Source organism: Streptomyces spororaveus (assembly GCF_016755875.1).
Classification (GTDB): Bacteria; Actinomycetota; Actinomycetes; order Streptomycetales; family Streptomycetaceae; genus Streptomyces; species Streptomyces spororaveus.
The window spans coordinates 1,081,787-1,102,548 of the sequence record NZ_BNED01000005.1 but is presented as its reverse complement, the minus strand read 5'-3'; the positions used below and the strand labels follow the sequence as shown (position 1 = coordinate 1,102,548).

Below are 20,762 nucleotides of genomic sequence, written 5' to 3'. Positions count from 1 at the left end.
CCGTGGCAGCCGTAACAAGAAGGCGACAGAAAAAGCCCGCCCTCTTAACGTAGGTTTAGGATTCAGTGACCTGGATCACTCCTACGCTGGTCCCCAAGGCACCACCCTGCGCCGCACCACCCACGGCGGACCGCGGGGCGCAGGACCAGCCGGGGAAGCACCGGGAGGACGCGTTGCGCATACTCGTCGTCGAAGACGACAACCGAGTCGCCGAAGCCCTCGCGGGCGCCCTGCGCCGCAACGGCTACGACGTGCAGCGCGCCGCCAGCGCCGCCCAGGCCCTCTCCGCACCCCCCGTCGACCTCGTCCTCCTCGACCTGGGCCTGCCGGACCGGGACGGAATCGAGGTCTGCCGGGAACTACGGGCCCGCGGCGGAGTCCCCGTCATCGCCGTCACCGCCCGCGGAAGCGAACCCGACCGCGTCCGCGGACTACGCAGCGGCGCGGACGACTACGTAGTGAAACCCTTCGGAACCGCCGAACTGCTCGCTCGCATCGAAGCGGTCCTGCGGCGCAGCATGAACCACCAACCCCGCCAAGAACCCCTCCTCACCCTCGACGACGGCCTCGCGATAGACCTCGCACAACGCACGGTCACCCTCGACGGACGGCCCGTACCCCTGACCCGCAAGGAGTACGACATCCTGGCCGTCCTGGTCCGCGCCGGCGGCGCCGCAGTATCCCGGGACCGGATCCTGGTCGAGGTGTGGCAAACCGCCTACGACGGAATGTCACGCACCCTCGACGTCCATGTGGCCACCCTGCGCGGCAAGCTCGGGCGCACCGGAAACCTCGTGCGGACCGTCCGCGGCTTCGGCTACCGCCTCACCACAAACCCCGCCACCCCGGACTCCGCCCCGCCGCCCGCGGCGGCCGGCTGCTGAGCCCCCGATGCACCGCCGGCTCCTCGTCATCGTCTGCGCCCTCGTCGCCGGCCTCATCGTTGCCCTCAGCGTGCCCCTGGTACGAGCCACCGCCGACCGCACCATCCAGACGTCCTTCACCGGACGCGTCCAGGACAGCGCCTGGTTCGCCGACATGGCCGCCACCGCCCTGGAAACAGGACGAACAGCCCGCCTCCAAGCCGCCGCCGACCGCTACACCGGCCTGTACGACTCCCAAGTCGCCGTCGTCGACGCCGACCGCGAGACGACCGTCGTTGCCCCGCACCCCATCGACCTCGAAGAACCTCACGTACGCTCCGCACTCCTCCAGGCCCTGGCCGACCGGCCCCCCGAACGGCCCAGCGTCGTATGGCCATGGGACGACCGCCCGTTCATCCATGCCGACGCCATCAAACGAGACGGCCACATCCTCGGCGCCGTACTGATCGTCTCTCCCACGGACCGGGCCCGCTCCGAAGTCGCCGACTACCTGACCCTCGTCGTCCTCGGCAGCCTCACCGCCCTCGCCATCGTCCTGATCGCCGTCGCCGCCCCAGTCGTGCGCTGGGTACTGCGCCCCGTCCATGAACTCGACCGTGCCACCCACGAAGTCGCCCTCGGGCGCCTGAAGACCCACGTCTCCGACCGGGCCGGCGCCCCGGAACTACGCCGCCTCGCCAACAGCTTCAACGCCATGGCCGACAGCATGCACGCCTCCCAGGAACAGCAGCGCGCCTTCGTCGCACAAGCCTCCCACCAGCTACGCAACCCACTGACCGCCCTCCGGCTGAGGGTGGAGAACCTGGAAGACTTCGTCAACGACCCCCAAGGCCTGCACGAACTCCACAGCGCGGTGGAAGAAGCCGACCGGTTCGGCCAGATGCTCGACGGACTGCTGCGCATGGCCAGAGCGGAGGCATCCGAAGCGGAACGGACACCCGTCGACGTATCAGCCGTGGTTGCCCACCGCGCCGACGCCTGGCGGGCCGCCTTCGACGCCGAAGGCGTCATCTTCACCACCCGGATTCCCGACGGCATCAGCGCACTGTCCCTGCCCGAGTGCCTCGACCAGACCCTGGACACCCTCCTCGACAACGCCCTCAAGTTCGGCGACGGCTCACCCGTGGACATCTGCGTGAAACACGCCCCGGACACCCACAGCCACGACACCGCCGGCCCGCCACACGGACGTGCAGCGGACACGGAATACGGCATGGTGGAGGTGACCGTCCAGGATCAGGGCTCCGGACTGACGACGGAAGAACTCGCCCAGGCGGGCGGCAGATTCTGGCGCAGCACACGCCACCAGAACGTCCCCGGCACAGGCCTCGGCCTCGCCCTCACACGGATCCTCGTGGAAGCCGGAGGCGGCGAACTCCACCTGGCAGCGGCACAACCCCACGGACTCAACGCGACCGTACGACTACCCGCCGCACCCCCTGCGCCCGCGACCCCCGCGGTCGCCCCCTGACCCCCACCTCAGGGATGGGCCTCGCGGTACCAGCGGGCAGCCCCCGGGTGCAGCTCCAACGGATGAGTGGCGATCGCCGACCGCCGGTCTAGACGCCGGGCCTCCGGATGCGCTCGAATCAGCTGCGCCTGCCCGTCGAACAGCAACCGGGTCAGCCAGTACGCCTCCGACTCCGCCATGTCACGCCGCACCACCAGGAAATTCGGCACGCTCACCGTCGTCACCGCGCTCTGCGCACCGTAGACCACGGCAGGCACCGTGGTCTCGGTGTACAGCTCGCCATAGGCCCGCGTCAGCTCCCCGACCACGTCACCAAGGTCCACGAGACGGATCGACGTCCCGCGGCGCAGCTCGGTGATCGCCCCGGTCGGCAGACCACCACTCCAGAAGAAGGCATCGATTCGCCCGGCCGCCAGGGCGGCCGCGGACTCGCGCACATTCAGCCGCAGCGACGTCACATCCGTCTCCGGCGAAAGCCCGGCAACCTTCAGAATGCGTTCAGCGATCAGCGCCGTACCCGACCCGTCGGAACCCACAGACACCCGCAGCCCCCGCAGCGCCTTCGCACTGCGCACCGGGCTGTCCGCACGGACAACCAGCTGCACATAGTTGTCGTACAACGCGGCGAGCGCCACCACCGGCAGCGGCCGGGAGAAAGGCGGGTGCCCGGCGACGGCGTCAGCGGCGGCGTCGGCGAGGGCGAAACCCGCCTGCGCCTGACCAGCCTCGACCTTGCGCAGATTCTCCACGCTCCCGCCGGTGTGCAGAACCCGCGCCGACGCGTCGGGCAACCGGCGCCCGATGACACCGGCATAGCCCGCACCGTACTCCGCGTACACACCGCCCGGATTGCCGGTGGCCACGGCAATCTGGCCGGACGGACGATCCGGCACATCACTGTCCGAGCACGCGATGGGCAGCAGCACCAAGACGAGCGCGGCCACGAGTAGACGCGCCACCCGCATGGGACCACCTCCCTCGACAGCGCACCACCCGACCAGTCCTTCGGGCATCGACACGGGTCGCGTAGTCAGACTATCCCCGCCAAAGTAAGCGCCATCTTCGTACCCTCCAGCTGCAGGACCCGTTTGCCGACACACCTCAAGGCGGCGCTCTCGTTCGCAGAAGTCTGCGGCCCGACCGCCAGCCGGATCCGTGCGTTGCTCGAGCCCCGGGGTGGGCGTCCCCGCTCGGCTGCTCCGCAGCCTTGGCGCGTGCGCGGGAAATGCCGGCGCGAAACCCGGCGACGCCCAGTTTCCGCGCCGCGCCACCGCCTACATCCGCCCGGTCGAAGCAGCGAGCCCGTCCACGGTCGACGTACCGGCCGCTTACGCCCCCGTCCAGGCTCCCGCCGGCGGTGCCGAAAACGGTGCGCGCCTCGCGCAGAGCTGCCGCGTACAAGCTGGCCGCGCTCCGTCCCCGTGCCTCCATCGCCAGCCCCCTCCCGCCTGCGGATACCGCTTTGGAATGTTGCTGGTGACCGATCCGGCCCGCGGAATGGGGATGAAGCACTATCCCGTCGAGTTCAAGGCGGACGCGGTCGCGTTGTACCGGTCGAGGCCAGGAGCGACGGTCAAGCCGGTCGCGGCTGATCTTGGGGTGAACACCGAGACGCTGCGGAACTGGATCCGGGCAGCCGCTGGGCCATCGAGGAATGCTTCCAGACTGCGAAGCAGGAATGCGGCCTGGACGACTACCAGGTCCGCCGCTACGCCGGCTGGCACCGCCACATCACCCTGGCCATGCCGCCCATGCATGCCTCACCGTCCTGCGGGCCCGAGCGTTGGATACCGGGAAAGCAGAGACGGATCCTCCCAGCTCACACCCCTCACTCTCCCCGAAATCCGACGCCTGATCACCCGCCTCAGCCACCGCCGACCATCACCTGTCCAGCACGTCCTGCACTGGTCACACTGGCGCCGCAGACGACAGTTCCAGGCCCGCATCAGCCACTACAAACGACGCGGCCACACACCACCGGAAGCTGCCAACCAGCCAACCCAAAGACCGTTGCAGTACTAGGCCGGACATGAACCTCAGCTGACCCGCTCCACCCTCTGTACGGAAGGGCCCGCACTGCCGTGCGGGCCCTTCCGCGTCATCCCCTACTTTGCGGACGCACGCGTCCTAGTGGGGCGTATCCCGGCTCCCTGGTGGGAGATGAGTGGGAGACAAGTGGGAGATGATCATGGCGTGGTGCTGCAATCAGGCGCTAGGAAATGCTAGATGGCGCTACCTGTACGGCCCTGGTTCAGCCGCCGGATTCGCTCGCGTGCGGGCTGAGCACACCGGCTCCCACCAGCACGAACAGCAGGATGCCGAGCAGGATCCGGTAGATCACGAACGGCATGAAGGACTTCGTTGTGATGAACTTCATGAACAAGTTCATGGCGACCTTCCACGACTGGACCGATGACACCGGCCGCGATGTGATCCGGTGCTTCGTCAAGGGTGCCCCCGATGTGCTGGCCGACCGCGCGGACCGGCATCTCGGCGGAGAGACGATCCTGCCGTTCGACCAGGAAGCCCGGCAGCGCTACGAGAAGGCCAACAGCGCCTTGGCCGGACAGGGCATGCGGGTGCTGGCCCTGGGGACGGAAGACTTCCCGGCCGAGGACTTCCAGGCTCCCCAGGACCCGAAGGAACTACTGGACCGGGTGGTGCTGCTGGCCCTGGTCGGCATCGTCGACCCACCACGCACGGAGGCGCGCACGGCGATCGCCGAGTGCCGCGACGCCGGGATCCGAGTCCGGATGATCACCGGTGACCACGCGATGACCGCCGGAGCCATCGCCGGTGAACTCGGCATCCCGGGGAAGGCCATCACCGGCGCCGACCTGGACCAGATCGGCGACGACGCCCTGCCCGGCCGGCTCGACGAAGTGGGGGTGGTCGCCCGCGTATCGCCGGAGCACAAGATCCGGATCGTACGGGCTCTGCAGGCCCGCGGGGACGTGGTCGCCATGACCGGCGACGGAGTCAACGACGCACCCGCGCTGCGCAGGGCCGACATCGGGGTGGCGATGGGCGTCACCGGGACGGAGGTGACCAAGGAAGCCTCGACGATGGTCCTGACCGACGACAACTTCGCGACCATCGTGGCCGCCGTCCGCGAGGGCCGGGGCATCTACGACAACGTCGTGAAGTTCGTCCGCTTCCAGGTCTCGACGGCCTTGGGCTTCGTGACCACGTTCCTGGTGAGCTCACTGACCGGCCTGGCGGGGGGCGCACCGTTCACGGCGCTGCAGATCCTGTTCGTCAACCTGGTGATGGACGGCCCGCCGGCGATGTCCCTCGGAGTCGACCCGGTCAGCCCGGACGCGATGAGCAAGCCCCCACGCCCGACCGGCGAACCCATCCTCAGCAGAAAGAGGCTTGCCCGGATCCTGCTGACCAGCACGGTCATGGCGGCAGGCACCCTCGCGGTGCTGAAATGGGCCCCAGGCCCGGAGGCGGAACCGGGACAAGCCACCGTCGCGGGCACCATGACCTTCGTCACCTTCGTCTTCTTCCAGGTCTACAACCTGCTCAACGTCCGGCACGACACACACAGCGTCTTCAGCAGGCGGACACTGGAGAACCCCTCCATGTTCGTCGCCGGTGCAGCTGTGATCGTGCTGCTGGTCCTCATTGTCGAGATGGACGCCCTGCACGGCTTCTTCACCACGACCAACCTGACCTCCAGCCAGTGGCTTGTATGCGCAGCCGTCGGCTCGACCATCCTGTGGGCCGGCGAGCTGGTCAAGACGGTGCTGCGGTCCCGTACCCGCCGTCGCACGCGCTCACAGACCATGCAGCCGCCGCCCGCCGGAGCACAGTGATCCGTCGGCTTCTTTGACCGCTCAGCCGTTGGCCGATGGTGGGCGCGCAGGCCTCGTGATGCGATCACGGGATTCGCAGCGTATCGACCTGCTCAGGGTGCTGCGTCGCGACCGGCGACCGGCTGGACACGCCGACCGGAACCGACTCCTACCCACTCGCCGGATCGGCGGGGGTGTACCTGTCGGCTGCGGTTGTATGGCGAATTGCCTGCGTGTCGCACAGTGTGGACACATATCTGAGCAGAAGGGGCAAATATCATGGGGATGCAGGATGCCGCCTTGCGCGTCGTGGTGGGTATCGACGGGTCGCCTTCGTCGCATGCCGCGCTTCGGTGGGCGGTTCAGTATGCCGAGCTGACCGGCGGTGGTGTGGTGGCAGTGGCTGCCTGGGAGCCGCCCTGGGCGTACGGGTGGTCCGCGCCCGCGGTGGACCCCACTTTCGACAGAACCATCGCCGAGCGGGGCCTCCTCAACCAGGTGCACCAGGTTCTCGGCGAGTCCGGCGCCGCCCAGGTACGAAAGCGTCTGGTGAAAGGCCATCCCGTCGAGGTGCTGCTCAGTGAGGCGGAGGGGGCCGAGGCCCTCGTGGTGGGCAGCCGGGGCATGGGCGGATTCCGTCGAACGCTGCTGGGCTCCGTGAGCCAGCAGTGCGCGCTGCACGCCACATGTCCGGTCGTCATCGTTCGTGGGAACGTCGAGGTGACGGACTCCCGGACACAGGCCGAGTGAGGCGGGGCTCGTCAGCGGCACAAGCCCCTTGGCGGCCCAATCGCGCGGCGCACAGTCCTTGCGCTTTGGCGTACGCCTCCCAGGGCTACCTGGCCAGGGTCGCGGCTGGTGAGCCGTAGGTGCACCGTACTCCAGGCTCAACGTTCTCAACCGGCTCAGGTTCCGGATGCGGCGCACGGTGCGTCCCTCGGGTCCTCCTGCGTCTCGCTTCGACTGCACCCCTTGCACCGGCCGCGGAGGCGGGCGACGGCATCGCTGCCGACCCGCCAGAAGGCGGCCGTTAAGGCGTGGATGCCGTTCATGGGCGGATTTGTGGTGTCAATGTTTCGGGAAGCCCGCGGTGCGGCTCTCGGCGCGGTGTCATGTGGGGAGCAGGGCGCGCAGTGCGTAGGGCAGGATGCCGCCGTGCCGGTAGTAGTCGGCTTCGGTGGGGGTGTCCAGGCGCAGGCGTGCGGTGAACCGCGTGGTGCCGCCGGTCCCTGTCGCTTCGACGGTGACCTCGCGGGGCAGCTCGGCCAGTCCGTGGACGGTGTAGGTCTCCTCACCGGTCAGGCCCAGGGAGCCGGCGTTGTCGCCGGGGGCGAACTGCAGCGGCAGGACGCCCATCCCGATCAGGTTGGAGCGGTGGATTCGCTCGAACGACTCTGCCAGGACGGCTTTGACGCCGAGCAGGGCGGTTCCCTTGGCGGCCCAGTCCCGCGACGAGCCCGAGCCGTATTCCTTGCCGGCGATGACGAGGAGGGGGACGCCCTCGGCTGCGTACCGCATCGCCGCCTGGTAGATCGTGGCCGGCTCGCTGTCGGGGAGGTGGCGGGTGTAGCCGCCCTCGGTTCCGGGGGCCAGCAGGTTGCGCAGGCGGATGTTGGCGAAGGTGCCGCGGATCATCACCTCGTGGTTGCCGCGCCGGGAGCCGTAGGAGTTGAAGTCGTTGGGTGCGACGCCGTGGGCTTGCAGGTACTCGCCCGCGGGCGAGTCCCGTTTGATCGTGCCGGCCGGGGAGATGTGGTCGGTGGTGACCGAGTCGCCGAGCAGGACCAGCACCCGGGCGCCGGTGATGTCGTCCGGTGGCTGCGGTCGGCGGGGCATGTTCTCGAAGTAGGGCGGCTTGCGCACGTAGGTCGAGTCGGGATCCCAGGCGAACAGGTCGCCCTCGGGGGTGGGCAGGGCCCGCCACTGATCGTCGCCGGTGAACAGGTCCGCGTAGCCGTTGGTGAACATGCTCGGGCTCAGGCTGGTGGAGATCACCTGCTGGATTTCGTCCTGGGTGGGCCAGATGTCGCGCAGGTGGACGGGCCGGCCGTCGTTGGCGGTGCCCAGCGGGTCGCGGGTGAGGTCGACGGCCATGGAGCCGGCCAGCGCGTAGGCGACCACCAGGGGCGGTGAGGCCAGATAGTTCAGTTTCGTCTCGGGGTGGATGCGGCCTTCGAAGTTGCGGTTGCCGGAGAGCACGGATGCCAGCACGAGGTCGGCGTCGGTGGCCGCCCGGGAGACCTCATTGATCAGCGGGCCGGAGTTGCCGATGCAGGTGGTGCAGCCGTAGCCGACCAGGTCGAAGCCGAGTGTGTGCAGGTACGGGGTCAGACCGGCGCGTTCGAAGTAGTCCGTCACGATCCTCGACCCCGGCGCGAGGCTGGTCTTCACCCAGGGCTTGGACCGCAGGCCGCGCTCTACGGCCTTCTTGGCCAGCAGCGCGGCGGCGACCATCACCTGTGGGTTGGAGGTGTTGGTGCACGAGGTGATCGCGGCGATCACCACGGCGCCGTGCCCGATCTCGAAGCTGCTGCCATCCTCGAGCGTCACCGGTACACGCTCATGCGGACGTGCCTCTTTTCCCGGTCCGGTCGCCTCCAGGTACCCCGGTTGGTCGCCGGGGTGGCTGCCGGTGACGGCCACCGGGTCGGAGGCCGGGAAGGACTCCACGCCGCTCTGGTCCAGCCCGACCGGGGCCGCGGCGCAGGTCACGTCGCCGTCCAGGACAGCGCGCAGGACCCGCGACGCGTCCGCCAGGGCGATGCGGTCTTGTGGCCGTTTGGGTCCGGCGATCGACGGGACGATGGCCGACAGGTCCACTTCGAGGGTCTGCGAGTAATCAGGGGTGTGGCCGGGGTCGTGCCACAGTCCCTGCTCTTTGGAGTACGCCTCCACCAGCGCTACCTGGCCGGGGTCCCGGCCGGTGAGCCGCAGGTAGGAAAGGGTCTCGGAGTCGATCGGGAAGATCGCGCAGGTGGCGCCGTACTCCGGGCTCATGTTGCCGATGGTGGCCCGGTTGGCCAGTGGCACCTCGGCCACGCCAGGTCCGTAGAACTCCACGAAGGCGCCCACGACGCCGTGATGGCGTAGCCGCTCGGTGATGGTCAGCACCAGATCGGTGGCGGTGCTGCCTTCGGGCAGTGCGCCGGTGAGCCGCACGCCGACGACCTTGGGGATGAGCATGCTCACCGGACTGCCGAGCATCGCGGCTTCCGCCTCGATGCCTCCGACCCCCCAGCCGAGCACACCGAGCCCGTTGACCATGGGGGTGTGGGAATCGGTCCCGACCAAAGTGTCGGGGAATGCCGTGCCGTCCTCCGCGAACACCACCCGGGCAAGGTGCTCCAGGTTGACCTGGTGGCAGATTCCAGTTCCAGGGGGAACGACGCGCAGGTTCCGCAAGGCGCTCTGTCCCCAGCGCAGGAACTGGTAGCGCTCCCGGTTGCGCCGGTACTCGAGCTCCACGTTGCGGCTGAACGCCGCTGCGGAACCGAAGTGGTCGGCGATCACCGAGTGGTCGATCACCAGTTCCACGGGCCGCCGCGCGTCGATCAGCGCCGGATCGCCGCCGAGCGCAGCCATCGCCTCACGCATCGCCACCAGGTCCACGATGCACGGCACACCCGTGAAATCCTGCATCAGCACCCGCGCGGGGGTGAACTGAACCTCCGTTGCCGGTTCCGCCGCCGGGTCCCAGCCGGCGAGCGCAGCGATCTGGTCGGCGGTGACGGTGCGGCCGTCCTCATTGCGCAGCAGGTTCTCCAGCAGCACCTTCAGGCTGTATGGAAGCCGTCGTGAGTCGGGCACGGCGTCGAGCCGTCGGATCGAGTAGGAGGCGCCGCCGACGTCGAGCGTGCCGCGCGCGGCGAAGCTGTCCAGGGACATGGGCCTGCCTCCTTAGTACGGATCGGCGGAGCTAGCTCGGAGCGGATTGTGAGTCCACCGCGCGTCGCTGTGCGGGTCCGCGCCCGGATCGGCCGCCCGTCCCGGGACTCGCGCATTTGCCGGCTCGCCGGCAGCTTTCGCTCTCACCTAGGGCACTCTTCGTCCGGGCGTCGTTCCGCCTCATCGACAGGCCAGAGGCAACCGGCAGGGGCAATACCCGCCCTGGGATGGAACGGAACCAACCATGCTCAGTCTCGACCGCGCGCACCCGGCCCGCAAATGGTGCGAATCCGCAGCCCGCGGGCAGGGCTATGCAGCGGCCTCGGCCGGGCCCACGTCGCCTGCGCGCGGAGCGGGGAGGTGATAGGACGGATCCAGGCCTCGTCCGCATGTGCCCGGAAACGGATGGAAGGTGATGCCAGATGGCGAAGATCGCAATCAACGGGCTCGGACGTATCGGACGGGCCGCGTTCAAGATTCTCCACGACCTTGACGGGGTTGAGGTGGCTGCGGTCAACGACCTGGTCCCCGCCGAGAACCTGGCCTACCTTCTCACCCACGACACCGTCTACGGACGCTACGGAAAGTCCGTCACCGCTGCCGGTGACGCGCTGGTCGTCGACGGCCACACCGTCCCGCTGTACAGCCGCCGCGACCCGGCCGAGCTGCCGTGGCACGACCTGGGCATCGACCTCGTCCTGGAGTGCACGGGTGCCTTCCGGCGCGAGGAGGAACTGGCCCGGCACCTGTCCGCAGGCGCACGATTCGTGATCCTCTCAGCGCCCGCCCGGACCGAGACGGTCGCCACCGTGGTCCACGGCGTGAGCGACTTTCCGGCCGGACAGCAGATCATCTCCTGCGCGAGCTGCACGACCAACTGCATCACACCGGTGGCGGAGGTCATGGACCGCCGAATCGGCGTGGAGCGCGCCGTGATGACCACAGTCCACGCCTACACCTCCACCCAGCAGCTCATCGACGGGCCCAGCAAGGACTTCCGGCGCGGCCGGGCCGGGGCAGCCAACATGCTTCCCGCCTCCACCGGCGCCGCGCTCGCGACCACCAAGGCACTTCCGGAGCTGACCGGGCGCTTCGACGGCCTGGCGCTCCGAGTCCCGATCCCAGTCGGATCGATCGCCGACATTGTGTTCGTCACCGCCCGCCCGACGTCCGCCGAGGAAGTGAACGACCTCTTCCGTGCGGAGGCGGCTACCGAGCGCTACCGCGGCATCCTCGGCGTCTCGGACGAGCCGATTGTCTCCAGCGACATCATCGGTGACTCCCGGGCCTCCGTCGTCGACGCGGGGATGACCCGGGTCGTGGACGGCACCCTGGTGAAGATCATGAGCTGGTACGACAACGAGTGGGGCTTCACTCACCAGATGGTCCGCGAGGCACTCACCGTGCTCGGCGTCACTTCACCACGGAGATCATGACCACCCAGGCGGTCACCGTGCCCGACGGCAGCCCCTGGTGCAGACCGCCAGACGCATGTCGGAGCGCAGCGCAGGTCCTTGTCAGTCAAACAATCCGGGCGCGAAAGAGACAGCGATCGTGCGGCGTGCGTTACGGACGGGCGGCTTCGGGCGTTCCCTTGGCAGAGCACCGGACCACCGGCGAGGAACAAGGCAAGGCGTAGCGGTGATGACTGTGGCGGACGGCGACTTCTCGAACCCGGTCGATGGGGCGCCGGTGCCTCGAATTCTGTTCGACACCGGAACGCTGGAGGAACTCGGCCCGGCATCGACCGGCGCGGTGTGGAGGTTGTCGGCACCAGGCCGGCAGCTCGATGCCAACATCGTGCGGATCCAGGCCGGGCAGCGCGTCGAAACCCATACCGAACCGGACCTGGACGTACTCCTGTTGGTCGTGGCGGGAGACGGCACCTTGGTCACTTCCGACGGACCGTGTCTCCTGAGCGAAGGCAGCCTCACCTGGCTGCCGCACGGCTCCACTCGCGGCCTTGTCGCGGGCAAGGGGGGCTTGTCGTACCTGACAGTCCACCGGCGCCGGCCCGGGATGCGGATCCAGCCTGCCGGGACCGGCCGGAATGGGGAGTCCGGCCGGGCCGGGGCCTGAACCGCGATCACGGTGGTACGGATCCGGCGTCGTCGTACACAAGGAGGCCGTCGCTGCGAAGCGCCAGCCCCGGTGTCGGATGGTGCGCTGTGAGGCGTCCGTCGTGCATCAGGTGGTGGACGAGCATGCCTCGGGCCAGGAGGGAGAAGTCGGCGATGAGGCGGCGGTGGCATCGCCACCACACCGCTTCGCTGCACATCACCGCGGTGCGCTCCAAGCCCGCTTGGTGCATGAGGGCGTCCATGGCGGTGACGAACTCGGGGCTGCGGGTATGAGCGGCATGCCGGGGAAGGACGCGTTGCGCCATGCCCTGTCGGGCGAGTCCGGCGGCGGTTTGCGGAAGCCGCCCAGGCGCGGCTCCCACCGGTGGGCGATGTGCTCTTCGGGCGTCCACTGGCCCACCCGCTGCCGTGAGAGGTCCGGGTGACGGCGGCTGCCGGGAGCGGTCCTTGCGTCCACGACGGCGGTAACGCCGGCTTCCCGGAGGAGTCCAGCCAGCGAGCGGGGTCCGCGGTGCTGTGGCCGAAGGTGATCAGCGCGATCCGCGGCGTCGGCCCGTCTGCAGGGTCGGTCCGGTGATGGCCCATACATCGAGTGCAGCAGCTTCCGGCCGGCACGGCACCCGTGTGCGCCTTCGGTTGGCTGTGCGGGACAGTGGGGCAGGCCGGTCAAGGTAAGGGACTCGTCACTCACCCATCCGGAGTGCGGTTAGCAAGACCAGAACCAGGGCGTTCCCCCCCGAATGGTGGACATGACGGCGGCGAGGCCGTGTCCCGCGACGGCAGGGAGCGGGAAGTGGCCTTCGGCCGGGGCGTTCTGGCCGGCAGCGGTTGCGCGGTCGCGGTGGACGGGGATCCAGCGGGCGAGCATCACAAACCCGAGCAGGGCGACGGGCAGCAGGAGGCCGAAGGCGGTCCAGGCCAACGCGTGCTTTTCGGTGATCACGTAGACGATCCACACGACGAGGCCGATGGCGGCGAGTGCGAAGTGGCCGAAGATGACCGGGACTGGCAGGTGGCTGGTGCCGCCACGGGCACCGCCGTGCTTAAGCCAGATGCCGAGCATGTAGGCGCGGCCGAGGGCGGTGACCACCCAGGCGATTAGGGTGTGTTGCGAAAATGGATCTTGATCGGTGGTGATCATCGTGTGGCGCGTGGAGATCTGACGGATGCACAGTGGGCGAGGCTGGAGCCGTTGCTGCCGGTGGGTGGCAAGCCGGGCCGGCCGCGGTTGTGGACTCGGCGGCAGCTGATTGACGGCATACGGTGGCGGACCCGGGCCGGGACACCGTGGCGGGACGTGCCGGAACGGTACGGGGCCGTGGGACCGGGTCTACGACCTGTTCCGCCGGTGGCAGCGTGACGGCACGTGGCAGCGGACAACGCCGTTGGCTCTGTTCATGACGAGGGTGTGTCGTCGATACGGCCGGCCAGGCACCGGTGCGTCGGCGATGGCTTCGGCGACCGCTTGAGCGTCCGCGTTGTCAGTCGGCGAGTCGGACGCATCAACAGAACTGCCACTCGCATCATCACCGTCAGTCGTACGGTGGCCGGCGAACCGGGTCGTGCGGATCCGGCAGCAGCCTCACCTCCGGCCACGGCCCGGGTGCAGGGTGGCGAGCCCGAGAGATCGAAGACCGCGGCGTCCACGGACCACTCGGATGCGCGAGTCAGATGCCCGGCAGCGGGCCATGCCGGCTGATGGTTCTGGCCGGTGGCGGGGACCGGCGCATTGACCACCATCCGTGTCAGCCCACCCGGTCCCAGCCGCGACGTGGCTGGTGGCTGCCGAGCTGGGTGGTGTCGCGGCTGCGGTAGACGATGTAGGGGCGGGTGAAGTACCCGATCGGGGCACTGAACACGTGGACGAGCCGTGTGAAGGGCCACAGCGCGAAGAGCGCCATGGCGAACAGGCCGTGGAGCTGGAAGCCGAGCGGCGCTTCGCCCATGAGTTCGGGGTGGAGGTCGAATCGGAAGATTCCGCGGAACCAGACCGAGACACCGTCCCGGTAGTCGTAGTGCTCGAAGATGTTGGCCGCCACCGTGTTGAACAGGCCGAGGAAGATCACCACGGCGAGGAAGAGGTACATCACCTTGTCCATCCGGGTGGTGGCTGAGAAGACCGGGCCCACGGTGCGTCGACGGTAGATCAGGATCACCATCCCAACGACCGTGGCCAGCCCCGCCAGCGCACCGACCGAAAAGGCCAGGAAGTGGTAGAGCCCTTCGGACACACCGACCGCTTCGGTCCAGGACTTGGGGATGCCCAGCCCGATCACGTGGCCGAAGAACACCCCGATGATCCCGAAGTGGAACAGAGGGCTGCCGATCCGCAGTATCCGGTTCTCGTAGAGCTGGGAGGAGCGGGTGGTCCAGCCGAACTTGTCGTAGCGGTAGCGCCACAGATGTCCCAGGACGAAGGCCGTCAGGCAGATGTAGGGGAAGACCACGTACAGGAACTGATTCATGTGCGGGCTCCTGGGAAGGTGGGCATGGGCAGCGTCGTGGTCTCGCGAGAGGCGGCGGGGCTGAACCGGGGGTTGGCAAAGGGTGCGAGCCCGACCTCTTCCTCGGGCGGTCCCTCTGCGGCGAGGCGGCTCACGGCGTCCCGCTCGTCGCCGCGCAACGGCGGCAGGGTCGCGGTGACGGCTTCGACCAGGCCGGCCCACGGAGAGGCCATGTCCCGCAGCGACAGCCGTAGCAGCTCAAGACCGGCCCGGTGGTCGAGCATCAGCCCTCGGCCGAGCTCCCTGTCGACCGTCGCGGCGAACTCGAGCACGACGCACAAGTGGTCGGGCAGCTCCGCATCGTCGAGCATGAAGCCGGCGCGCAGGTAGACCTGCTTGAACCGAAGCAGAGCGACTCCCCGTTTGCGGGTGTCCCCGTGGGCGAAGTAGGTCAGGAACAGGTTGCAGCGTCTGCGGTTGTCGAAGGTTTCGACGTACTTCGCCTGCAGCCCCGCCAGTGGCGTGGCCTCCAGCTGCTCCACGGACTCGCGCATCGTCCCGCCGAGCGCCGGAGGCAGTTCCCACATCGCCGACCGGACCAGCGCGATCCGTCCGGGAAGCTCTTCGTCCGGGTAGTCCAGCAGGAGGGAGACCGACTGCCACACAATGGTCAGCTGGTGCGAAGTCAGCGCGGACTTCGCGCGAACCCTGCTCACGAGTCCGATCCCTTCGACGGGAAGAGCCCGGGGGGAGAGCCCCTGCCGTCCCAGTTGAGCAGGTTGACCCGCCCTGCCTTGTCGTCGGGGCCGGCCAGCGAGTCTGAGGTCTGCCGATCCTGCAGCATCTGGAAGTTCTCCACCGCGATCGGTGTCGGGGCGCCCGATCCTTCCCCGAACGGGCCGGAACCGCCCATCCCGGGCCCGCCCTCGTAGTCGAGCGAGCATTCCGTGGCCAGCTCTTCCAGGGAGTGGGCCTGCTCGGCGTGGGCGGACGGGATCACATAGCGCTCGTCGTACTTCGCGATCGCCAGCAAGCGGTACATGTCATACATGTCCTCCTCACTCATCCCGACGGCGGCGGGGATCGAGGCGTCGGGCTCGCGGCCCATGTTGATGTCACGCATGTAGCACCGCATCGCGGCGAGCTTCTTCAGCACGGCGTCCACAGGCGTGATATCACCGGCGGTGAAGAGTTCGGCGAGGTACTCGACCGGGATCCGCAGCGCGTCGATCGCGGCGAACAGGTTGCGCTTGTCCTCGGCATCCTCGCCGGTCTCCTTGACCACATCGACGACCGGGGACAGCGGCGGGATGTACCAGACCATGGGCATGGTGCGGTATTCCGGATGCAGCGGCAGTGCCAACTTGTAGGTGCTGATCAGGGCGTGGATCGGGGAGCGCTGGGCGGCGTCGATCCAGTCGCGGGCGATGCCTGCATTCTCGGCCGCGCGCACCACCTCGGGGTCGGACGGGTCGAGGAAGACGTCACGCTGGGCCTCGTAGAGCCCTTGCTCGTCGGTGGTGGACGCGGCCTCGAGCACCTTGTCGGCGTCGTACAGCATCAAGCCGATGTAGCGCAGTCGGCCGACGCAGGTCTCGGAGCAGATCGTGGGCTGTCCGACCTCGATGCGGGGGAAGCAGAAGGTGCACTTCTCGGCCTTGCCGGTGCGGTGGTTGAAGTAGATCTTCTTGTAGGGGCAGCCCGAGACGCACATCCGCCAGCCGCGGCACTTGTCCTGGTCGACGAGGACGATGCCGTCCTCCTCGCGCTTGTAGATCGCACCGCTGGGGCACGAGGCGGCGCACGAGGGGTTCAGGCAGTGCTCGCAGATGCGCGGCAGGTAGAACATGAAGGTCTGCTCGAACTCGAACTTCACCTTGTCGGCGATCTTTTTCAGCAGCGGGTCCCGGTGACCGTTGAGTGTGGAGCCGCCGAGGTCGTCGTCCCAGTTGGCCGACCACTCGATCTTCATGTCCTTGCCGGAGATCAGCGACTTGGGACGCGCGACCGGCGTGTGCTCCTGAGCCGGCGCGTCGGTGAGCATGGAGTAGTCGTAGGTCCAGGGCTCGTAGTACTCGTTGATCGAGGGAAGCTTGGGGTTGGAGAAGATGGTCAGCAGCTTCTTGAACCGGCCGCCGCCCTTGAGTGTGAGCCGGCCGCGTTTGTTGAGCGTCCAGCCGCCCTTCCACTTCTCCTGGTCCTCGTAGGTGCGGGGGTAGCCGAGCCCGGGCTTGGTCTCGACGTTGTTGAACCAGATGTACTCGGTGCCGGAGCGGTTGGTCCATGCCTGCTTGCACGTCACCGAGCAGGTGTGGCAGCCGATGCACTTGTCGAGGTTCATCACCATCGCCATCTGTGCCATGACCCTCATCAGTAGGTCACCTCCTGCGAGCGCTTGCGGATGACGGTGACCTCGTCGCGCTGGTTTCCGGTGGGGCCGAGGTAGTTGAACGCGTAGGTGAGCTGGGCGTAGCCGCCGATCAGGTGGGTGGGTTTGACCAGCAGTCGGGTGAGCGAGTTGTGGATGCCTCCGCGCTTGCCGGAGGTCTCGGCGATCGGTACGTCGATGAGCCGGTCCTGTGCGTGATACATGTACACCGTTCCCTCGGGCATCCGGTGGGACACGATCGCCCGGGCGACCACGACGCCGTTGCGGTTGACCGCCTCGATCCAGTCGTTGTCCTTGATTCCGACCTTCGCGGCGTCCCGGTCGCTCATCCAGATGTTCTGGCCGCCCCGCGAGAGGGAGAGCATGAACAGGTTGTCCTGGTATTCGGAGTGGATGGACCATTTGTTGTGCGGGGTGAGGTAGCGCACGGTGAGACCTTCGACGCCCTGGCCGGCGGAGCCGTCCGAGACGTTGCCGAGGGAGGGCTCGGCGAACAGTGCCGCCATGTTCAGCGGGGGCCGGTAGACCGGGAGTCCTTCGCCGAGCTCGGCCATCCAGTCGTGGTCGAGGTAGAAGTGCATACGCCCGGTCAGCGTGTGCCACGGCTTCTTGCGCTCGACGTTGATGGTGAAGGGCGAGTACCGCCGGCCGCCACTCTCCGATCCTGACCACTCCGGTGACGTGATCACGGGCACGGGCGGGCCCTGGGTGTCGGCAAAGGTGATCTGTTTGCCCTCGTGCTCCTCGGCAAGGTCGGCCAGCCGCACGCCGGTGCGCTTCTCGAGAGTCTTGAACCCTTGGGTGGCAAGTGCCCCGTTGGTGGTGCCGGACAGCGCGAGGATCGCCTCGCAGACGTTCACGTCTCGCTTCAGGGACGGTCGGCCTGCCGCCGCACCGGTCCGGACCGTGCCGTTCTTGCGCCGCAAGTAGTCCACCTGGGCGCCGAGCTCGAAGGTCACACCTTTGGTGGTCGCGCCGAGCGTGTCCACGAGCGGGCCGAGTGCGTTCATCTTCTCGGCCACGGCCCCGTAGTCGCGCTCGACCTCGATGAGCCTGGGCATCGTGACCCCGGGGACCGGCTCGCACTCGCCCTTCTTCCAGTCCCGCACGGTTCCGTGCGGGTTCGCCATCGCGTCCGGGGTGTCGTGGGTGAGCGGAAGGGCCACCACATCCTTGCGGACTCCCAGCCGGCTGGCGGCGAGCTCACTGAACTTCTCGGCGATCGTCTGCCAGGCATCCCAGTCCGTGCGGGTCTGCCAGGGCGGCGCGATGGCCGGGTTGAAGGAGTGCACGAAGGGGTGCATGTCCGTGGTGTTGAGGTCGTGCTTCTCGTACCAGGTGGCGGCGGGCAGCACGACGTCGGAGAAGATCGTGGTGCTGGTCTGCCGGAAGTCGATCGTCATCAGCAGGTCGAGCTTGCCCTCGGGGGCCTCGTCGTGCCACTTCACGTCGACCGGCCGTCGGTCCTGCGGTGTCTCGGTGGCCCGTACCGAGGAGTCGGCACCGAGCAGATGCTTGAGGAAGTACTCGTTGCCCTTGCCGGACGAGCCGAGCAGGTTGGCCCTCCAGATGGACAGAATGCGCGGGTAGTTCTCGGGGGCGTCCGGGTCCTCTCCCGCGAACTCCAGGGCGCCCGACTTCAACTGCTCGACCACGTATTCGCCCACCGGGGTCCCCGCCGCGGTGGCCTGGTCGCTCAGGTCGAGTGGGTTCTGGTTGAAGGTCGGGTAGGACGGCATCCAGCCCATGCGCGCGCTCTGCGCGAGTACATCGGCGGTGCTCATTCCCGCGAGCTGCCCGCTGCCCGTTTTGGCGGACAGAGTGTCGGCGCCGAACTGGTCGTAGCGGAACTGGTTGGTGTGGAGATACCAGTACGCGGTCTGGATCATGTTGCGCGGCGGCCGGTTCCAGTCCAGCGCGTTGGCGATCTGTGTGTAGCCGGTGAGCGGCCGGACCTTCTCCTGGCCGACGTAGTGCGCCCAGCCACCGCCGTTGACCCCCTGGCAGCCCGTCAGGTTGGTGAGGGTGAGAAACGCCCGGTAGATCGTGTCGGAGTGGAACCAGTGGTTGGTTCCGGCACCCATCACGATCATCGAGCGTCCCTTGGACTCCTCGGCGTTCGCGGCGAACTCGCGTCCGACCCTGGCCGCGGTGGAGGCCGGGACACCGGTGATCGTCTCCTGCCATGCCGGGGTGTAGGGCGACTCGGCGTCGTCGTACCCGGTGGCCCATTCTCCCGGAAGGTCGTCCCGGCCCACGCCGTACTGCGCGAGCAGCAGGTCGTAGACAGTGGTGACCAGATGGCCGTCGACCCGCCGGACCGGCACACCGCGCGGCAGGTCGGCCGCCGCACCGTCGGGGGTGTCGAAGCGCGGGAACCGGACGAGCACACTCTCCTGCGAGGTGCTCATCAGCGTCAGCTGGGGGTCGACGTCACCGAGTTCCAGATTCCACTTGCCCACACCGGCCTCGCCGTAGCGGTGCCCCAGAGAACCGCCAGGAACAGCCGGCTGCCCTGTCCGCGCGTCAACGAGCACGGTCTTGAACGCGGCGTTCTCCTCATGCTGGTGCCCGGGGAGATCGGAGGCGGTGAGGAACTTGCCCGCCGTGTACGTCTTCTCGCCGCTCGTACCTGGTCCGGCGGCTTCGTCGAGCCGGACCAGGTAGGGAAGATCGGTGTAGGTCTTGACGTACTGCGTGAAGTACGGGGTGTGACGATCGACGAAGAACTCCTTGAGCACGACGTGGCCCATGGCCATGGCCAGGGCGGCGTCGGTGCCCGGCTTGGCCGGCAGCCATTCGTCGGCGAACTTCACGTTGTCGGCGTAGTCGGGGGCGACCGCGATGACCTTCTGGCCGCGGTACCGGGCCTCGGTCATCCAGTGCGCGTCCGGTGTGCGCGTCACCGGCAGGTTGGAGCCCCACATGATGAGGTAGCCCGCGTTCCACCAGTCCCCGGACTCCGGGACGTCGGTCTGGTCGCCGAACACCTGGGGCGAGGCCACCGGGAGGTCGGCGTACCAGTCGTAGAAGCTCAGCATCGAGCCGCCGATGAGGTTGACGAACCGGGCGCCGGAGGCATGGGAGACCATCGACATGGCCGGGATCGGTGAGAAACCGGCCACCCGGTCGGGGCCGTACTTGTCGATGGTGTGCACGTGGGCAGCCGCGATGATCTCCGCGGCTTCCTCCCAGGTGGCACGGACCAGGCCGCCCTTGCCCCGCGCGGACTTGTACGCCTTGGCCCTGAGCGGGTTCTCGACAATGTGCGCCCACGCCCGCACCGGGTCGCCGTCGTGCTGTGACTTCGCCTCACGGAACATCTGGAGCAGGACACCACGGACGTAGGGGTAGCGCACCCGGGTCGGCGAGTAGGTGTACCAGGAGAAGGCCGCGCCGCGTGGGCAGCCGCGGGGCTCGTACTCCGGCGAGTCCGGGCCGACCGAGGGATAGTCGGTCTGCTGGGTCTCCCAGGTGATGATCCCGTCCTTGACGTAGACTTTCCAGGAACAGGAACCGGTGCAGTTGACGCCATGGGTGGAGCGGACGACCTTGTCGTGGCTCCACCGGTCCCGGTAGAAGTCGTCGGCGTCACGGCCCCCGGTCTGCGACAGCGTCCTCAGATCGGCGGAGACCGTACCCCGGGTGAAGAACCGCCGACTGCGTACCAGTGCGTCGGCCAGGGGCCCGTCCATCCCGATATCCTTGCCCATAACGCTTCCTGTCCTTGTGCGGTAAAAGGGGACAACGATCGAAATATCGGCCGATGCGAAACCCGCGGTGACCGCGCACAACAACGGCCGAACAC

13 protein-coding genes and 5 pseudogenes are annotated in these 20,762 nt (G+C 68.1%); 9 read left to right on the top strand and 9 right to left on the bottom strand.

From position 1 onward, the window contains the following. The first annotated feature begins 173 nt into the window (after positions 1–173). Together Sspor_RS07725 and Sspor_RS07720 are read left to right on the top strand one after the other, a co-directional pair. Positions 174–884, top strand: coding sequence for a response regulator transcription factor (locus Sspor_RS07725; protein ID WP_202198359.1), 711 nt, complete (start codon positions 174–176; stop codon positions 882–884). A gap of 7 nt (positions 885–891) precedes the next feature. After that, entirely contained in the window at positions 892–2,355 is a 1,464-nt protein-coding gene (locus tag Sspor_RS07720; RefSeq protein WP_202198358.1) for a sensor histidine kinase, read from the top strand. Positions 2,356–2,363: 8 nt separating this feature from the next. On the opposite strand, the gene Sspor_RS07715 is transcribed toward Sspor_RS07720, so the two are convergent. Then, a complete protein-coding gene (locus tag Sspor_RS07715; protein ID WP_202198357.1) occupies positions 2,364–3,320 on the bottom strand; it encodes a TAXI family TRAP transporter solute-binding subunit in 957 nt (318 codons plus the stop codon). A 502-nt stretch (positions 3,321–3,822) separates the two neighbouring features. Between Sspor_RS07715 and Sspor_RS07710 the strand changes: the two are divergent. Next, positions 3,823–3,945, top strand: a pseudogene (locus Sspor_RS07710) (hypothetical protein); the annotation flags it as partial. A 41-nt stretch (positions 3,946–3,986) separates the two neighbouring features. Then, positions 3,987–4,210, top strand: a pseudogene (locus Sspor_RS07705) (IS701 family transposase); the annotation flags it as partial. A gap of 396 nt (positions 4,211–4,606) precedes the next feature. Here Sspor_RS07705 and Sspor_RS07700 read toward each other — a convergent pair. Further along, positions 4,607–4,735, bottom strand: a pseudogene (locus Sspor_RS07700) (undecaprenyl-diphosphatase); the annotation flags it as partial. On the opposite strand from Sspor_RS07700, the gene Sspor_RS07695 reads away from it, so the two are divergent. Together Sspor_RS07695 and Sspor_RS07690 are read left to right on the top strand one after the other, a co-directional pair. Beyond that, a complete protein-coding gene (locus Sspor_RS07695) occupies positions 4,704–6,176 on the top strand; it encodes a cation-translocating P-type ATPase (protein ID WP_308445532.1) in 1,473 nt (490 codons plus the stop codon). The pseudogene Sspor_RS07700 and the gene Sspor_RS07695 sit on opposite strands and share 32 nt — an antisense overlap. Positions 6,177–6,434: 258 nt before the next feature. Continuing rightward, the gene (locus Sspor_RS07690) at positions 6,435–6,905 is read left to right on the top strand and encodes a universal stress protein (protein ID WP_202198354.1); all 471 of its coding nucleotides are present in this window, start codon (positions 6,435–6,437) and stop codon (positions 6,903–6,905) included. A 360-nt stretch (positions 6,906–7,265) separates the two neighbouring features. Here the strand turns inward: Sspor_RS07690 and Sspor_RS07685 are convergent, their stop codons facing one another. Continuing rightward, entirely contained in the window at positions 7,266–10,040 is a 2,775-nt protein-coding gene (locus tag Sspor_RS07685) for an aconitate hydratase (protein WP_202198353.1), read from the bottom strand. 422 nt (positions 10,041–10,462) lie between these two features. Here Sspor_RS07685 and gap point away from each other — a divergent pair, with 422 nt between their 5' ends. Together gap and Sspor_RS07675 are read left to right on the top strand one after the other, a co-directional pair. Beyond that, on the top strand, positions 10,463–11,476 hold the full coding sequence (gap, locus tag Sspor_RS07680) for a type I glyceraldehyde-3-phosphate dehydrogenase (RefSeq protein ID WP_202198352.1): 1,014 nt from the start codon (positions 10,463–10,465) through the stop codon (positions 11,474–11,476). 208 nt (positions 11,477–11,684) lie between these two features. Beyond that, positions 11,685–12,119, top strand: coding sequence for a cupin domain-containing protein (locus Sspor_RS07675; protein ID WP_202198351.1), 435 nt, complete (start codon positions 11,685–11,687; stop codon positions 12,117–12,119). A gap of 7 nt (positions 12,120–12,126) precedes the next feature. On the opposite strand, the pseudogene Sspor_RS07670 reads toward Sspor_RS07675, so the two are convergent. Continuing rightward, positions 12,127–12,706: pseudogene (locus Sspor_RS07670) on the bottom strand (DUF488 domain-containing protein). A 121-nt stretch (positions 12,707–12,827) separates the two neighbouring features. Continuing rightward, on the bottom strand, positions 12,828–13,262 hold the full coding sequence (locus Sspor_RS07665) for a hypothetical protein (RefSeq protein ID WP_202198350.1): 435 nt from the start codon (positions 13,260–13,262) through the stop codon (positions 12,828–12,830). 3 nt (positions 13,263–13,265) lie between these two features. Between Sspor_RS07665 and Sspor_RS07660 the strand changes: the two are divergent. Continuing rightward, positions 13,266–13,491: pseudogene (locus Sspor_RS07660) on the top strand (transposase); the annotation flags it as partial. Positions 13,492–13,866: 375 nt separating this feature from the next. On the opposite strand, the gene narI reads toward Sspor_RS07660, so the two are convergent. Genes narI through Sspor_RS07640 form a run of 4 tightly spaced genes read right to left on the bottom strand, consistent with a single transcriptional unit; the run spans position 13,867 to position 20,649 of the window. Further along, the gene (narI, locus tag Sspor_RS07655) at positions 13,867–14,586 is read right to left on the bottom strand and encodes a respiratory nitrate reductase subunit gamma (RefSeq protein ID WP_202198349.1); all 720 of its coding nucleotides are present in this window, start codon (positions 14,584–14,586) and stop codon (positions 13,867–13,869) included. Beyond that, positions 14,583–15,281: a nitrate reductase molybdenum cofactor assembly chaperone gene (gene narJ, locus Sspor_RS07650; protein WP_237403733.1), complete on the bottom strand. Its 699-nt coding sequence runs from the start codon at positions 15,279–15,281 to the stop codon at positions 14,583–14,585. The genes narI and narJ overlap by 4 nt, the downstream gene beginning before the upstream one ends. Beyond that, the gene (gene narH, locus Sspor_RS07645) at positions 15,278–16,936 is read right to left on the bottom strand and encodes a nitrate reductase subunit beta (protein ID WP_202198348.1); all 1,659 of its coding nucleotides are present in this window, start codon (positions 16,934–16,936) and stop codon (positions 15,278–15,280) included. The genes narJ and narH overlap by 4 nt, the downstream gene beginning before the upstream one ends. Then, the gene (locus Sspor_RS07640) at positions 16,936–20,649 is read right to left on the bottom strand and encodes a nitrate reductase subunit alpha (protein WP_202198347.1); all 3,714 of its coding nucleotides are present in this window, start codon (positions 20,647–20,649) and stop codon (positions 16,936–16,938) included. Before Sspor_RS07640 ends, narH begins: the two co-directional genes overlap by 1 nt. Positions 20,650–20,762 lie beyond the last annotated feature (113 nt).